This is a genomic window from Paenibacillus sp. FSL R10-2788 (assembly GCF_038003885.1).
Taxonomy (GTDB): domain Bacteria; phylum Bacillota; class Bacilli; order Paenibacillales; family Paenibacillaceae; genus Paenibacillus_AQ; species Paenibacillus_AQ odorifer.
Window position 1 is genome coordinate 3,299,896 of record NZ_JBBOQA010000001.1, and the last position, 16,443, is coordinate 3,316,338.

Annotated in this window: 10 protein-coding genes; 7 read left to right on the plus strand and 3 right to left on the minus strand. The window is 42.8% G+C overall.

Annotated elements, in window-relative coordinates:
* Window positions 1-31: 31 nt before the first annotated feature.
* The gene (locus NSQ50_RS14715) at window positions 32-2,821 is read left to right on the plus strand and encodes a glycoside hydrolase family 3 C-terminal domain-containing protein (RefSeq protein WP_326047100.1); all 2,790 of its coding nucleotides are present in this window, start codon (window positions 32-34) and stop codon (window positions 2,819-2,821) included.
* 89 nt (window positions 2,822-2,910) lie between these two features.
* On the opposite strand, the gene NSQ50_RS14720 is transcribed toward NSQ50_RS14715, so the two are convergent.
* Complete coding sequence (locus tag NSQ50_RS14720) at window positions 2,911-6,390, minus strand: glycoside hydrolase family 2 (RefSeq protein WP_076222538.1); 3,480 nt, start codon at window positions 6,388-6,390, stop codon at window positions 2,911-2,913.
* A 470-nt stretch (window positions 6,391-6,860) separates the two neighbouring features.
* Here NSQ50_RS14720 and spoVB point away from each other — a divergent pair, with 470 nt between their 5' ends.
* Entirely contained in the window at window positions 6,861-8,417 is a 1,557-nt protein-coding gene (spoVB, locus tag NSQ50_RS14725) for a stage V sporulation protein B (protein ID WP_076099270.1), read from the plus strand.
* Window positions 8,418-9,370: 953 nt separating this feature from the next.
* Here the strand turns inward: spoVB and shc are convergent.
* Window positions 9,371-11,263, minus strand: coding sequence for a squalene--hopene cyclase (shc, locus tag NSQ50_RS14730; RefSeq protein ID WP_076099269.1), 1,893 nt, complete (start codon window positions 11,261-11,263; stop codon window positions 9,371-9,373).
* Window positions 11,264-11,384: 121 nt separating this feature from the next.
* Window positions 11,385-11,831 (minus strand): OsmC family protein, encoded by a 447-nt coding sequence (locus NSQ50_RS14735; RefSeq protein ID WP_036677906.1) that lies wholly within the window; start codon window positions 11,829-11,831, stop codon window positions 11,385-11,387.
* A gap of 190 nt (window positions 11,832-12,021) precedes the next feature.
* Here NSQ50_RS14735 and NSQ50_RS14740 point away from each other — a divergent pair, with 190 nt between their 5' ends.
* The 5 genes from NSQ50_RS14740 to NSQ50_RS14760 all read left to right on the plus strand — a co-directional run bounded on the left by NSQ50_RS14740 (window position 12,022) and on the right by NSQ50_RS14760 (window position 16,401).
* Complete coding sequence (locus NSQ50_RS14740) at window positions 12,022-12,657, plus strand: formylglycine-generating enzyme family protein (RefSeq protein WP_176462527.1); 636 nt, start codon at window positions 12,022-12,024, stop codon at window positions 12,655-12,657.
* Between the two features lie 41 nt (window positions 12,658-12,698).
* Window positions 12,699-13,028, plus strand: coding sequence for a hypothetical protein (locus NSQ50_RS14745; protein ID WP_256715514.1), 330 nt, complete (start codon window positions 12,699-12,701; stop codon window positions 13,026-13,028).
* 220 nt (window positions 13,029-13,248) lie between these two features.
* Window positions 13,249-14,604 carry an ABC transporter substrate-binding protein gene (locus NSQ50_RS14750; RefSeq protein WP_038570948.1) on the plus strand — a complete coding sequence of 452 codons (1,356 nt, stop codon included), beginning with the start codon at window positions 13,249-13,251 and terminating at the stop codon, window positions 14,602-14,604.
* A 58-nt stretch (window positions 14,605-14,662) separates the two neighbouring features.
* Window positions 14,663-15,562 (plus strand): carbohydrate ABC transporter permease, encoded by a 900-nt coding sequence (locus NSQ50_RS14755; protein WP_076099267.1) that lies wholly within the window; start codon window positions 14,663-14,665, stop codon window positions 15,560-15,562.
* Window positions 15,562-16,401 (plus strand): carbohydrate ABC transporter permease, encoded by an 840-nt coding sequence (locus NSQ50_RS14760; RefSeq protein ID WP_076222535.1) that lies wholly within the window; start codon window positions 15,562-15,564, stop codon window positions 16,399-16,401. The genes NSQ50_RS14755 and NSQ50_RS14760 overlap by 1 nt, the downstream gene beginning before the upstream one ends.
* Window positions 16,402-16,443 lie beyond the last annotated feature (42 nt).

A 16,443-nucleotide genomic window follows, 5' to 3' on the forward strand; every position in this document is an offset into this window, starting at 1 on the left:
CCTATAGAATTGAACAACAGGAGGAAACAAGTTGAGTACACAGAGTGTGGGAATTCCATTAGAAGGTTTTGCAGAATTTAGCCGGACGGTAGCAGCAGAAGGTGCAGTACTGTTGAAGAATGATCAACAGGTGCTTCCGCTTGCTGAAAGTGATAATATTGCTGTTTTTGGCAGAACTCAAGTGAATTATTATCGCAGTGGTACTGGTTCGGGCGGTAGTGTTCATGTTACTTATACGACCAACCTGCTGGGCGGTCTTCGCAGTAAAAAGAACCTTACGATCAACGAAGATTTGGCAGCAGTATATGAGAAGTGGATTGAGCAAAATCCATTTGATAATGGTGGCGGCGTTTGGGCTGCAGAGCCATGGAACCAGAAGGAAATGCTTTTATCCGACGAATTGGTAGCTGAGGCTAGAAGTAAATCGAACAAAGCAATCATTGTAATCGGACGTACAGCAGGAGAAGATCAGGATAATGTCGATGGTTCAGGAAGCTACCAACTAACAGCTGATGAAAAAGCGATGCTGAAGCAGGTAACTACATATTTTGAGCAAACGATTGTTGTACTGAACGTCTCTAATATTATTGATATGAGCTGGCTGAACGATGAAAGCTATAAAAATCCGATTTCGTCTGTCATCTACTCTTGGCAGGGGGGAATGGAAGGTGGTAATGCAATTGCGGACGTGCTGGCTGGAGAAGTAACTCCAAGCGGTAAATTAACAGACACGATCGCATATTCCATCAACGATTACCCGTCAACACACAACTACGGTAATGAATTTACAAACCTTTATCAGGAAGATATCTATGTTGGTTATCGTTATTTCGAGACATTTTGCCCAGAAAAGGTTCAATATGAGTTTGGTTATGGAATATCGTATACCAAGTTTAAGCTCGAGCCAGAAGAAGCAAAACTTATTAACAAAGCTGGCGAACTAAATGTTGAAGTCGGCGTAACCGTAACCAATATAGGAACTACCTTTGCTGGAAAAGAGGTCGTTCAGGTCTATTATGAAGCTCCACAAGGAAAATTGGGACAGCCTGCTAAAGCTTTGGCAGCATTCGCAAAAACAAAAGTCCTTCAGCCAGGCGAAGCTCAACGTCTTACTGTGAGTTTTCCTGTTCATTCTATGGCTTCCTATGATGACGCTGGTGTGACAGGGCATGCTTCTGCTTATGTGCTAGAAGAAGGCACGTACCGCGTGTTTGCGGGAACGAGTGTTAAAAAAGTGGAGGAAGTCAAGGTTGAAGGGAATAGCGGCTATGTCGTGGAAACTCTTCAAGTTGTGGAACAGTTACAAGAAGCTCTTGCACCAACGCAAAGCTTTACAAGAATGCAACCTGGCGTTCAAAATGCAGACGGTTCGTATGAACTTCTGTATGTAGAGGTTCCAACACGCAAGATTTCGTTAGCAGAACGGATCGAGAGCAATCTACCAACAACGATCTCCCAGACAGGCAATCAAGGGCATAAATTAAGAGATGTATTTGAACAAAAAGTTAGTATGGAAGCTTTTATTGCCCAGCTTAGTGACGATGACTTGGCTGCCATTGTCCGGGGTGAAGGCATGAGCAGTCCTTTAGTTACACCGGGTACAGCTTCTGCATTTGGAGGAGTAAGTGATAGTCTATATAACTTAGGAATCCCTGTTGCATGTACGGCAGATGGTCCTTCAGGAATTCGTATGGATAGTGGAGCAAAAGCGACTCAGGTTGCGATCGGAACGCTTCTTGCAGCTACTTGGAATGCCGAATTAGTCGAAGAGCTGTATGTGTTAGAAGGACAAGAGTTGGTAAGAAACAACATAGACACCTTGCTTGGACCAGGTCTGAATATTCGTCGCAGCCCGCTTAATGGCCGCAACTTTGAATATTTTTCTGAAGATCCTTTGATCTCTGGGGTGTTTGCCGCTGCATGTACACGTGGGATTATGAAAGGTGGCTCTAATGCCACACTGAAGCATTTTGCCTGCAATAATCAGGAGAAACATCGCAGTAAGGTTGACGCTGTTGTGTCGGAACGTGCGCTTCGCGAGATTTATTTGAAAGGTTTCGAAATTGCTGTGAAGCAGGGTGGGGCAAATTCAATTATGACCTCTTATAACCCTGTTAATGGACATTGGGCCGCTTCAAATTACGATTTGAACACTACAATTCTCCGCGGAGAATGGGGCTTCAAAGGTATTGTCATGACAGACTGGTGGGCCATCATGAATGATGTCGTTAATGGTGGAGCTGCAGACCGGAAATTTACAAATTGGATGGTCCGTGCACAAAATGATCTGTACATGGTTGTAGCTAACTATGGCGCCGAAATTAATGGATGGAATGACAACACCATTGAATCCTTGGAAAATGGATCTTTGACTAGAGGAGAGCTGCAACGTTCTGCAATGAATATTTGTGAGTTCATCATGCATGCTCCAGTATTCTCGAGAAAACAGCAAATTATTGAAACGGTTGAGTCCTTTAAGGCCAATCCTTCACTTACTGCAGAACAAGTACAATCTTTATCTCAAAATCCACAGGTTAAGCCAGCCGTTGAAGGATCGACTTTCTTTGAAGTTGGCCAAGCTGGTCAATATCGGATCCTCGTGCATATCATGTCAACAGAGCCTGAGCTGGCTCAGAGTGCATGCAATGTTAATTTGAATGATCAATTGATGACAACCATTCAAACCAACGGGACAGAAGGTCAATGGATTAGACAAAAGCTTGTGAAAGTAGAACTCGAAGCAGGTCTTTATGAAATGAAACTGGAATTCATTAAACCAGGTTTACAGATCGACTGGATCGAATTTAATAAAGTTGACTAAGTAGCTCTAAATATAAGTTAAAGGAAAAACCCTGTGCTAATGCTCAGGGTTTTCTTTTGGTAAGCGATTAGTTTAAAGTTGAAACTACCTTATTCTGCTTGGAACTGGAACCACTTAAAGTCAAACTGGCTCCCCGGTAGAAATATAAAGGTGACGGTTTGTGGACCGGTTACGCGCTCCAACACAAATTCTCTTTCGCAATAATCACTTGACTGTGTAAACTCCACAAGCTGTCTCTTTTCACCCTCTGGTCCGCTAAATAGAATATGCAGAGTATTTTTATCGATAGGCGAATGCCCGCATAAGGTTAGTTTAGTGCTTCCAGTATCACCGAAGTCCATATCTTTAAAGATGAGAGAGACGTTGTTACCAATATTTTTGATTTGTCCATCTGCCAGTGTAAAGGAATCTCCATAAATCTGATTGTATTCCAGAACGTTAAGTTGTTCGTACGCTTTTAAAGGTTTGTTAAACTGAAAGCCCTTGAGATGAATCTTTTTATGAAGAACAAAACAAAGGGTGGTGACACCTTTTATTCGCTCAGGTAATGAGTAGGTTTCCTCTTGATATACATTCCATATAGAAGGTTTTTGATAGGTTACCTGTGTCAGCAGAGCTGCGTTTGGAGCATCCGGAGTACCTTTCCATATATCAATCGTATATTTATCGTTATCTAGCGTGAAGATAGGAAGGGTAAGTTCAGTAGCTCCATAATCACCGAAATCGATGTTGTCGAAACAGATCCAGCTTTCTCCTTCTCTTGCAGTAGCCACTCCGCGTTCATTCCCATTTGTTAAGTTCCGGCTCGTATTGCTATGATAACCAGCGGAAACAAACTCATAAGGATTCAAAAAGGCAGCTCCCATATCTCGAATATGGAATTCCATAAGCGAGTACAGGCGCACTTGATCTGCACCGTTTTTCGTTGCACACCGTACATATACGTCTCCGTCTCCCAAAGCCGATATTACTGCTTCATGCCCATTTGCCTCAAGAACGGCTATATTGGCGTCAATGCCGGCAGCATTCGTAACTCGCCATTCAATTTCCTGATAGGTTGCGTTCTCTGGATGAATTTGCACACGAACCGGAAGTGCTCGGGTGTCCTTCGTTAGTTGATTTCCTTGTGGGCATATGATTTCCAGCTTGCGAACGGGAATTTCATCTGATAAATAGTCTTGGGATAACTCGCTCACATCCGATAGTGATTGTGACGAATGCTGATAAAGTACAAGCTCTTCGTCCTTAGAATGATCTAGCTCTCGTGCTTCGGCAGTCAGTGTAAGCTCAGCGGACTGTAAGCCTTGGGAAGATGCACGTACAACGATTTTACCTGGCTCCAATGAAGAGGCAATGACTGCAAGCAATTTTCCACTGAACATCCGGCGACTTGTTCCTTTATATGAATCGTAGTCAGTGCTGTCACCATTATCCAAACCAACAAGACGCCCCGGTCCTTCTACAGAGATTTGGATACGATTATTGGCGTTCTCCACGGGACGTCCTTCTTGATCGAGGGTCGAGATCTCAACAAATACCAAGTCCGATCCGTCAGCAGTGATCTGAGTTTTATCAGGCTTCATGACCACAGTAGTTGAATCTCCGAAAGAAGTTACCGTATCTTCAGCGATCTGTACTCCGTGTTCATCATAAGCGACTGCTCGTAGAGTACCTTCGCTAAATGGGAGCTGCCATTCCCCAAGCAGCTTATTACCATGTTTATGGTCAATGTTAAAAGTGCCCATGGATTGATCATTAAAGAACAATTCGATTTGTGGTGCGTTGGAGCATACTCGCACATCAATAAGCTGCCCTTCAGAGAAATCCCAGTATGGAAAAATATGAATCATCGGGGCGACCTTGTAATCCGTCCATTCTGCTTGATAAATATAATAGGAATCCTTTTTGAATCCCGCGGTATCCAGTTGACCGAAATACGAGTTTTTAGTGAAGTACGGGGTCGGCTCCCCGATATAGTCAAATCCAGTCCAAATAAATTGTCCCGGTGAGTAGGTCGCATCACGATCTGCAATGATGCAAGCTTCTGTGTTCTTGGCACCCCAGCTAGTGGAGCTATTTCCTAAAGCTGAGCATTGTTCATCATCGTCAGACAATACAGACTGAGCAAAAGGGAAGTGATAGATGCCTCTGCTCTGTACAGTAGACGATGTTTCACTGCCATAAATAATCCAGTCTGGATGTTCCTCATGATGCTGATCATAGTATTTTTCGGCATAGTTATACCCTGCGAACTTCACTAGATCTGCGCATTTCTGTGCATTCTCCCAAGGCATATAGTTGGAACCGATAGTAACCACTGCATTTCCTTTAGGGTCATGAACCTGCACCAGATCACGTAATTCTATGGTTAACTCTTGGCCGCGTTCATCGGCATGGGTGTCGTATATTTCATTTCCGATACTCCACATGAGCATGGAGGGGCGATTTCTATCCCGGCGTACCCAGCTGGCAATATCTTGTTTCCACCAATCCGGATAAAATCTGGCGTAGTCAAAAGGAGTTTTACTGCGTTCCCACATATCGAATGCTTCGGAAACTATGAGCACGCCCATCTCATCGGCTAGTTCCATCAATTCAACGGCTGGCATATTGTGGGCCGTACGAATAGCGTTTACGCCCATCTCCTGCAGGAGGATAATCTGTCTTTTTAGAGCAACCTTATTCACCGCAGCCCCCAAACATCCCAAATCATGATGTTGGCATACGCCATGAATCTTCACCTTTCGGCCATTCAAAAAGAAACCTTGTTGGCTGTCAAACTCCATCGTACGGAATCCGAAGGTTTGGACTTCTTCCTCGATCACTTGTTCGTTCTCTAACAGCTCCGTTTTTAGGTTATAACAGTAAGGCTGGTTAATATCCCAGAGCATTGGATTATTGATGGATAAGAGGGCAGAGCTGGATACAGCAGACCCGACTTGTACTGGAATTTCATTTTCTACATGAGAGATACAAGTTCCTGAAGCATCTAGTATACTGTGACGAATTATGTAGTGCTTTGCGCTTTGCAATAGATCATTGCACAATACTTCGGTATCTACCTCAACATTCCAGGCATCCTCTTTTTTGCGAGTAGAGATATAAATACCATCAGGCACAATATGTGTCCCTGGATACGTCTTCAGCCATACACTCCGATAGATGCCCGCACCGGAATACCAGCGTGAGTTAGGAGACTCATGAACCACTTGAACATAGATTTCGTTGATACCTTCAATAATGTATGGCGTGATATCTAATTCAAAAGTAGAGTATCCATTTTTCCAGACACCTGCGATATGGCCGTTCACATAGAGAGTGGAGTCCATGTATACGCCTTCAAAACGAAGCGACACACGGCTATTTGGCACGTGCTCATCTATAACTATGCTTTTACGGTACCAGCCTTCTCCGCTTTCATATAGATTATGTGTATCAAAAATTAGCCAGTCATGGGGTAAGGTTACGTCGATCCACTCCGAATCAGCTGCTATCACCGATTCTAAAGTAGACTTAAGCGGCTGTTTGCTGAATAACCAGTCATTATTTAATCTTGTTTTCTGACTCATGAATGAAGTTCTCCTTTATCTTTGAAAAATTTAGAAGTGGTTATTATCGATGTGAATGATTTCCGTAAAGCCTTTTCTATTCTTTTTTATCATATCAAAGATTTTGCAAAAAGACATTCACGAAGAAGAGTAAAAAAACCGTTATAACAAAGCTATTGAAATCGCATTCAAAATGATAACATGCCATTGGTAAATTATCTATTTATTTCTTAATATATCTTTTATTGCGGAGGATGAAATTTATACAAAAACAGTACTAATGAGCGATACAGAGGAGTATCTCTGGTCTATGAAAAATGTTTTTGCTACAGAAGATAATGAAAGTGAGGGAAATTGCCTGGTATACCAACTAAGATGTGGCGGCTTATTGCTGATTAAATACTTTACAAATACTTGTCTGCATGTACTTGTGTTTGTTCGAATAAGTTAGAAAGAAGGACAGGACAAACCATAGGTGGAGATGCGTATAAATGGGGATGCGTAAACAAAGTTTTATTCGTGGCACGTTCATATTAACCGTGTCGTCATTTTTCACAAAAGGGCTTGGTTTTTTGAACGGAGTCTTGCTGGCACGTTTTTTGGGAGCAGAGGGAGTAGGGCTGCTTATGATTGCTCATCCACTGCTTCCCTTATTTATTACGCTGACAGAGCTGGGGCTTCCTGTTGCGATTTCAAAGCTTGTATCGGAAGCTGAGGTTAAGCAGGATGAAGCGCGAGTAAAGCGTATTCTCACTGTATCCTTAAGCATTACGGGTACGTTGAGTATTATATTAACTTTAGTGGCTCTATTTGGCTCCAAATGGATCGCATCGATTTTTTTGGCCGATCAGCGGGCGTATTATGCTATGGTTGCTATTACGCCGATCATTCCAATTATTGCGATGTCTGCTGTACTGAAAGGTTATTTTCGTGGAAAACAGAACATGAACCCACTTGCCTTTTCCGATATTATTGAGAATCTGGCGCAAATCATTGTCATTATCGGTGTTGTCAACGTTTTGCTGCCCTACGGTATTGCCTATGCGGCTGCTGGCGCGATGGCTGCCTCCGTTGTTGGAGAAGGTTTTGGTTTGCTCTATTTGTTCGCTGTCTTCAAATGGGCAAATCGAGGTAAGATCAAAACCTCTCCACCACATACGTCAAGAATTTCACTTAAAGGAGACAGTACGTTAAGAGATTTGCTGCGCATCGGCTTACCGATGACAGGCAGCGGTTTTATTCATTCTCTCTATCATGCCTTTTTACCACTGCTGATTACGAAAAGTCTAGTACTGTTTGGTGTAGGTGTTGAGATGGCAACCAAGCAATTCGGACTTCTGGCGGGTTATGCTCTTCCCATGTTGTTTCTCCCCAGCTTCTTCACACAATCGTTGTCGACTGCATTAATTCCGGCGATCAGCGAAGCAAGTGTGAGCAACAATAGCAAGCTTATGCATAGTCGGATGGATATGGCTATGCGATCCGCGCTTATAGTAGGTTTTCCATGTACAATCATCCTGTACCTATGGGCTGTACCCTTAACGACTATGATCTACCATTCGCCAGAAGCGGGCGAGCTGCTAAGGTTAATTGCACCCTTATTTTTTCTTTATTATTTTGGAGCGCCACTGCAAGCAATTTTGCTTGGTTTGGGGAAAGCATCAACCGTTATGTGGAACCATATTCTTACGAATATTTTCGAAGTGATTGCGATCTTTGTTCTTGGTTCTAATATTGGAATCGAAGGGGTGGCCATGGGATTCGGACTGGGACTCTTGCTGCTGACACTGTTGAATTTTTTATCTGTGGCAGGAACGATCGGATTTTATTTTGACTTTCGTATTGTATTTAAGGTGGGAGCAGGAGGAATTGTCATGGCGCTTAGCGGGCTGGCGGCTCACGGAATTCTGGAACGATTGGACCTGGGGCAGATCATTGAACTGTTCGGAGCGTTGCTCGTTTCGTTAATCACCTATGCAGCAACATTGCAGGTAACCCGTGCTTGGGAAAGAGCACCGAAACCACCAACGATTACGCCTGTTTCTTGAATGGTGATCTTTCGGTACCGTGCTCCAAAAAGTAAATCGAGCAATGATGCAACCCTCTGTGTGCCAGTATGGAGGCGGATGAAGGAAATGGGAAGCAGCAATGTGTTTAACTGTATTTTGTACAGCTATAATCGTTCAAAGCAGTTGCGCATTAAAAATAGCTGTATTTCATACATCTATTCTCATGAATTTAAGCCTATTAGGTGATTTCTCTTGATTTTAATTGTATAGAATGCAGTTAAAGTCGAAGTTATTCCCTAGCAATATGGATTAAGTGTATAAAATGCAGTTATTTCATTAAATTGCGTGAAAATCTTGCGCTACAAATATACGGAGTGGGGATATCAGACGTTACAGTCTTAATTGCTCAGGCAAACCGCCAGTGACCCAAAATATCAGGCAGCGATCCTTGATTATCGGAGATCGCTGCCTGATTCTAATTAGCTTTATGCTAACTATGCTCGATTGACTCAAATGCAAAAATGGAGCTAGCTCATAAGTAATTTAAGTAATTTAAGTAATTCCTATAGGGCTGATCCAAATGGCAAGTTGGCTTGATAGGTAACATTTTGCGCACACGTATTTGCTATCGGACTCAGCTGACCTTAAGAGCAGATTTAGCTTACAATTGGAATTTTAACGGACCCCATCGCAGTTATTACTATGAAAAACACCCAAAATGACTCTCTTTTTAAGGAATAGTTGCACTGGAGTCCTTAATCTAACTCAAAAGCCTACAAACAAGCAAATAGCGTCTTCTGAGTCCGAAAAGCTCTATGCTTGATCAAGACTGGGTGATTTAGGTAGGTGCAACGGACAAAAGCATTCAACTCTCGATTCATAACATCAGAGCAACGAGATTCTCCAGTAACGGACGATTGCTGCTCTGGCGATCCAAACTTTTTCGAGACAGTTAAGAAGTGGAGCAGGACAACGCAAGATATTACCGAGTATTATCCTTGACCGTATTTTTTTCTGTAATGACTCAATGTGAGTAGTGGCCAGATATAGCGGTAACTATGATAATTGGAATAGAAATTACCGGGGAGTCCACCGCCAGTTGGATAAGAAGTTTTCCAATCTTCTTCATGAATAGACGTGATTAGTCTTTGAATCCCTTTTTCCACCGCTGCTGTTGGCTCCGGCTGAACCGCGATGAGTGCATCAAGTGCCCAGGCGGTTTGAGAAGGTGTGCTTTCTCCTAAAGGAACATATTGTAGAAGCCGATCACTGTGACAAGACTCCCCCCAGCCGCCGTCCGAGTTCTGAATGCTTAGGAGCCACTTCACTCCTTTTTGCAACGTATCATGATTTATAGGGAGCCCAACAGCCTGCAGGCCTGTTAATGATGCCCAAGTGCCATAAATATAACAAACACCCCATCTTCCATACCACGAACCATCCTTCTCCTGATGTTGAATCAGCCATTTCGTACCCCGTTTAATGAACTCGTGTTGTGTATTTAAACCAGCGAAGTTTCCGAGAAACTCCAAAGTTCGTCCGGTAAGATCTGCTTCCGAAGGATCAATGGCTGCAGATTTAGCACCATCGATAGCGAGCCATGTGAGCATTTCTTTATTGGTGTTTTTTTCGAATGCCGGCCAGCCGCCGTCGTTATTTTGCATCGATAGGACCCAATTCAGACCGCGATTCCATGATTCCAGATATGAAGGGTGAATTGTTGATAAGCTTCGGATGGCTCGCAAGGCTGCCGTTGTATCATCTACGTCCGGATTGATTGTATTGGACTCAGAGAATCCCCACCCACCGGGAACTGTATCCGGATTATGGATGCTCCAATCAGCAGTTTGATGATGCTGTTTATCCAGAAGATAAGATGCAGCGTGTTTTATTCCTTTGTGATCAACCGGAATTTGAGCCTCTTGTAAAGCATAGGAGATTAACGCTGTATCCCATATTGTAGATGGAGAGTTTTGAATTGTAGTTTTATGATTTGATTGGCATTGCAGCGCGGTGAGACCTTGAATGGCCTGTGTAATTATTGGATGCTGCCGATCATAATCGAGAGCAAGCAGGGCAAAAACCATAAGAATTGTACTGCTGGCATAGCTGTAAAAGGTACCGTCGGATTCGATTCGCTGGAGCATATATTGCTCTGCTTTGTTTTTGGCAGCTTCATGTATGTAGTGTGGACTCCCGAGTAATCTGCTCAAACCCATTTGAATAACATCCTGCAGCTCCTGATATCCACGGGTAGGCGATTCATTTGCATCCAACCGTGTCTCCATAAGATCTGACAGATCAGGAGCATGGGCTGTAGTGATCGAAAATCGCCGATCGGCCATAATGAGCATAGGAGTGAGGTGTACCCTAGAGTAGCCAGAGAATTCGAAATAGTTAATAGGGAAGTAAGACGGAAACAAAAGCACCTCCAGTGGAATCGAAGAAATTGCTAAAGGCCACTTGCTTTGACCCGTTGCGGCGAGAATGACTCTAGTTAAGATACTTGTGACTTTGCCTAATCCACCTTTAGACAGTATATAACGCTTAGCACGCTGTATTGGCTCGTCTGTTATCTTACTGTACCCAGAGTAGAGCAGGGCATAATAAGCTTCGACCGATGTGGATAAGTTCCCAGCTTCTTCGTCCTTATATAACTGCCAGAAACCCTCTCGCTGTTGTGCGTCAAGAATGCGTTCATGTAGCTGCCGAATGAGGGTTTCATTCTGTCGGTTCAACACCCTAAAGAGAATGATCATATAAGCATCGATCACAATCCCGTTCTCAAAACAAAAATGCCATGAGCCGTCATCCTTCTGCTGTTGTTGCAAGAACGTTGTCAAACGTTCGATTTCTTTATCTACTTTTCTTAGTATATCCGTCATTTTTTGGGTTCCTCCGAAGGCATCATTTTTAACATTATATGAAGTCGGAGAACAGGTCATGAAAAAGAGCTGCTTAGTCGCTTTTACGCAACTTTGCAGCTCTCTCAGCATTATAAAACGGTTAATTTTCAATCACAATACGATGTAGCTTGAGATTAACCGGAGCAGCAATGGTGTCACCTACAGGGCATTTGCTCTCCAGAAATTGTACGAACTGTTCGACCTTCTCAGCAGGGGATGGAGTCTTTATGTAGAATGTATACCGAATATCGGAATAGCCAGGACGTACTTCAGAGCGGTTGAAGAATCCGTCGAGATCCAAGTCACCTTCCACATCTACTCTGAAATCTTCAAGCTCCACCTCAAATTTAGAGGCGTAGACCCGAGCTACAATGGATTGGCAGGCACCCAAAGAAGCGAGCAAAGCTTCAACAGGATTCATTCCTGTATCCGTACCCCCTAGACTTGTCGGTTCGTCGATGACCAGCTCGAATTGTCTTACATTAGTAACGACCCTAACGCCGTCTTGCAAATGAGCAGTTGCTTTGAAAGTTTGAACATTTGGCATGTGTTTACACTCCTTCTTGTGGACAAACTAAGGATGATTTAATGTTTCTTATTTTTTATAATTCATAGTATGTTTCTAGGAATTGTATAGATTATAGTTCTATTCTGTATACCCGTCAATACATGATTAAAATAATAGTTAGGAGGCAGCTAGAGTGTCGATCGAAATTGAGAGCTATTTGGACTATCCTATGGTTGCAATTCCAGGGGGAGAAATAGAATTAAGAGATGATCGGATAAAGCGTAGATGGAAAGCAGAAATCAAACCGTTTCTTCTTGCACCTTATCCTGTAACTGTGGATCTATACAATGCTATAATTAACAACTCATCTCACGGAGATCTAAAACCGGTTGTGAATATTTCATGGTTTGAAGCCATCTCTTTTTGCAATCTGCTTTCCCAGAAAGCTGGATTTATAGAAGCTTATACTATAGGTGAAGATGGTAAACTCATTACTTGGGATAAGGAATCAAACGGATATCGACTTTCAACAGAAGCAGAGTGGCAATATGCATGTAAAGCAGGAACTTCCGGTTATCAATATGGAGAACTGGATAAAATTGCTTGGTATAATGAAAATTCAGGTGGCGAACTCCACGAAATAGGACAAAAGGAACCCAATGCTTGGGGACTTTATGATATGTTAGGAAATGTATGGGAATGGTGCTGGGATTTATATGATGAACAAGTGTATGGCTCCTATCGAATTTTTCGGGGAGGCAGCTGGGCAGAAGAGGACAGAGGATGTGGAGCCACATGCCGCCGTCGTAGTCATCCAACATTTAGCGTAGATGATCTTGGCTTCCGTCTTGCCCGGTCTTATTAATGGGCCATACATTTGTAATCGGAGTTAGAGGAGGAAATAACATGCGCGAAGGACACATAGAAATGCACGGTTATAACGAGTATCGAGAACACGGAGAGCATGGAGAAATGAATATAAATGGAGTCAAGGAGGGTTCGGAGCATCCTCACAAAAGTGCTCAGACCTTTCGTCGAGCTAGGGCTATCGCATTTTTGGACAAGCTAATGATTAATCGTTCGGCGTTGCAGCAGCAGCTAAAAGAGTCAGAGTTTGAATCTGCAAAACAGCTCATTAGTGGTGAATTAAAAGCTACGGAAGCGATCATCGATGAGTTCATTCATATGTTTCAGATTCATGAGATAACTTCTGATAATAGAGAAGATAGAACCTAAGCCACTCAGCTATATAGAGGTGTTCATGCCCTAGGTTTTGATATGAATGAAAAAAGAAGACTTCTGAAGAAATCAGAGGTCTTCTTTATGTGTAGTTAATAAAGAAAAATGTCTAATGTAAAGAGAATACATCATAAAGTAAAACGCTTTCATGTTCACTTGATAAATTGATTTATATAATTAGTCCTGTAAGCAATATAAAAATGGGGGGCGAAAAAGAATGAAAAAAGTCAACAAAAAAAGGATGAACCTAACTCTAACAGTGTTGATGGCTATGTCCATGCTTATCACTGCTTGTGGTGGGAACAACGGGAATAACGTGAATTCCGAGGCTAATGCAAACGCAGGCAATACGGGAAAAACAACTGCGGCGGAAGAGAAGCTCAAGATTACCATGTGGTCTCAATTCGCGGATCCAAATTCTAAAGATGGTGGGTTTGTTGGTTTTTATAAAGCACTTGAGGCAACCAAGGCTAAATTCCCTAATGTAGAAATCGAGCATGTAGGTGTTGGGGGCGAATCTTATAAAACAAAAGTGAAAGCGGCTTCAGCAGCCAATGAACTGCCCGACATTTTTTACACCTGGGGTGGCGGATTCTCTGAGCCATTTATAGCGGGGAACCGGATTCTGTCCATTGATGATCTCGCAAAAGATGGAACGCTGGACCAAATCGTACCAGGTACGACAGACAATTTCGTCTTCGATAGCAAGCTTTACGGTCTGCCGATCAATATAGCTACTGCTCAAATGTACGTTAATAAAGAACTATTTGAGCAAGCAGGAGCAAAAATTCCGGAAACATGGGATGAGCTTGTTGCTGCGATTGAAGCACTAAAAGCAAAAGGTATTCAGCCGATTGCACTTGGGGCTAAAGACAGATGGCCAGCCATGCAATGGAACGCGATTCTAGCCATCCGGATGGCAGGCGTGGATGCTGTAAATGCCGCTTTAACGAAAACAGGATCATTCGACACACCTGAATTCACAGAAGCTGCCGCGAAATACAAACAATTGATTGATGCGGACTCCTTCGGCAAACATTTTGTTGGAACTTCTTATGATGACGCGACAAATATGTTCCTATCAGGCAAAGCAGCTATGATGTTCATGGGTGCTTGGGTCAACGGACAGATTGAAGATGATAACTCTCTGGTCAAAGGTAAAGTGGTACCGATTAAATTTCCAACCATTCCAGGGGGGAAAGGAAATGCTGACGAGTGGTTCGGAGGTTCGGGTGAAACATTCGTGCTCAATGCCGATCTGAAAAACAAGGAAAGAATATGGGAAGTATACAAGTTCTTTATTGAGACCATGTCTAAAGAAGTATTTCTGGCTGGTTCAGGCTCCTCAGCATGGAAAGTTGATGTAGGTGACACTTCTCAAATGAATCCACTGGCTCTGCAAATTGGTGAGTTGTCTTCTTCAGCAACAGGTTTCTCCTACTGGTGGGATCAAATGCTGAATGGTAATGACACTGAATCTATGTTCGGCTCGCTGATGAAATTCGTTGCCGGAAAAACAACACCTGAAGACTACACGAAAGAATTACAGAGCAAGGTCAATCAAGGACAATAATCTGCGTCAGGCGGCGAGAATTGTTCGCCGCCTGATCGATTTAAAGGTGGAGTGAAGCATGCATCAAGTATTCGGAAACAAAAAGGCTATCGCCGTATTTGTTGTTCCTGCTTTGATTTTATACATTCTTGTTGGTTTTTTCCCGATCCTTCAGTCCATGTATTACAGTCTGCTGGACTGGGATGGGATTCAACCGGCTAAATTTATCGGTTTAGCTTCTTATAAGGATTTATTTTTTACAGATACGTACGGCATGGATTTTAATCATTCGATACTTAATACATTGTATCTGGCAGTTCTTTCTGTTTTCATGCAACTTCCGATAGCTCTGGTGCTCGCTCTGGTTCTTGCCAGAGGGGTGTGGGGTGAAAAGCTGTATCGTACTTTGTATTTCATTCCAGTCTTGGTATCCTCCTCTGTCATCGGGGTTATGTTTCTGAAAATCTATCAGCCTGAATATGGCTTGCTGAATACGATACTCAATCAACTAGGCTTGTCCTCCTGGACACATGATTGGTTAACGGAAAGCGGAACAGCACTAATTAGTGTTATGATTCCAATCGTTTGGCAATATATCGGCTACCATATGCTTCTAATGTACGCTGCCATCAAAGGGATTCCTGAAGATTTGTACGAGGCTGCAAAAATTGACGGAGCATCAAGTATAAGAACCGCCTTCTCTATCACCATTCCACTTATTTCACCAATCCTGAAGGTATGCGTCATATTTGCTGTATTGGGATCATTGAAGTTTTTCGATTTAGTCTTCATTATGAGCAATGGCTACCCAACACCGGAAACTAATGTTCCAAGTACGTTGATGTATTCATCGATTTTTAATCGCAATATGTATGGGTACGGCAGTGCGATGGCCGTGTTTATGGTTGTGGAATGTCTCTTTTTCTACTTAGTTCTACAAAAACTGATCAGAACCTACGATGATAAGGAGGAGAGCTAATGACAACAACACATAACCGCCGCTGGCCAAAGGTTGTTTTGCAGCTTGCGTTTCTAATCTTCGCCGTTATTCAATTGTATCCGCTCGTGTGGCTTGTATTTTCATCCTTTAAAACAAACATAGAAATTACAGGCTCAAATGTGATGGGCTTGCCTAATGAGTGGCGGTGGGCGAATTACGACTACGCACTTTTTAAGGCGAATATCGCACGTAACTTTTTGAACAGCCTTATGTATACAACGGTAACTGTCATTATTTCTGCTCTGTTATCGGCAATGGTTTCTTTTGCTGTCGCAAGAATGAAGTGGAAGCTTAATAATGTGGTGCTTACTTTCTTTATGCTGGGATTGATGATCCCCGTACATGCTACGCTGCTACCTGTCTTTCAGATGTTACAAATGACAAGTTTGCTGAATACACCGTGGGCTTTAATCATTCCTTATACCGTTAGTGCACTTCCTACTACAATCTTTATCATGATTGGTTTTTTTAGAGCGCTGCCAGGGGAGTTGGAAGAAGCCAGCGTTGTAGACGGCTGCAATATTTATCAGGTTTTTTTCCGTATTATGCTTCCGCTTGTAAAGCCGGCTATCGTAACCACTTCCATCTTTACTTTTTTATCCGCTTGGAACGAACTGATGTTTGCTAATACGTTCATTAATGATCCTGACTTAGCAACAATTACCGTCGCCATCAATTCGTTTAAAAGTGCCTATGCCACAGAATTCGGACCTATGTTCGCTGGAATGGTTGTGGCTACACTACCCATGATCATTATCTACTTGTTCCTAAGTAACCAAGTCCAAAAAAGCATTATTGCCGGGGCAGTTAAGGGCTAAAGCAATGGGATAGGAATCCTTCGAAAAATGCTATACTAGTAT

Bases quoted from the DNA above. Each gene is read 5' to 3' on its own strand.
- shc (WP_076099269.1), bottom strand. From the start codon at position 11,263: ATGACGGATATACTAAGAAAAGTAGATAAAGAAATCGAACGTTTGACA.
- spoVB (WP_076099270.1), top strand. From the start codon at position 6,861: ATGGGGATGCGTAAACAAAGTTTTATTCGTGGCACGTTCATATTAACC.
- NSQ50_RS14760 (WP_076222535.1), top strand. From the start codon at position 15,562: ATGACAACAACACATAACCGCCGCTGGCCAAAGGTTGTTTTGCAGCTT.
- NSQ50_RS14720 (WP_076222538.1), bottom strand. From the start codon at position 6,390: ATGAGTCAGAAAACAAGATTAAATAATGACTGGTTATTCAGCAAACAG.
- NSQ50_RS14740 (WP_176462527.1), top strand. From the start codon at position 12,022: ATGGTTGCAATTCCAGGGGGAGAAATAGAATTAAGAGATGATCGGATA.
- NSQ50_RS14735 (WP_036677906.1), bottom strand. From the start codon at position 11,831: ATGCCAAATGTTCAAACTTTCAAAGCAACTGCTCATTTGCAAGACGGC.
- NSQ50_RS14745 (WP_256715514.1), top strand. From the start codon at position 12,699: ATGCGCGAAGGACACATAGAAATGCACGGTTATAACGAGTATCGAGAA.
- NSQ50_RS14750 (WP_038570948.1), top strand. From the start codon at position 13,249: ATGAAAAAAGTCAACAAAAAAAGGATGAACCTAACTCTAACAGTGTTG.
- NSQ50_RS14755 (WP_076099267.1), top strand. From the start codon at position 14,663: ATGCATCAAGTATTCGGAAACAAAAAGGCTATCGCCGTATTTGTTGTT.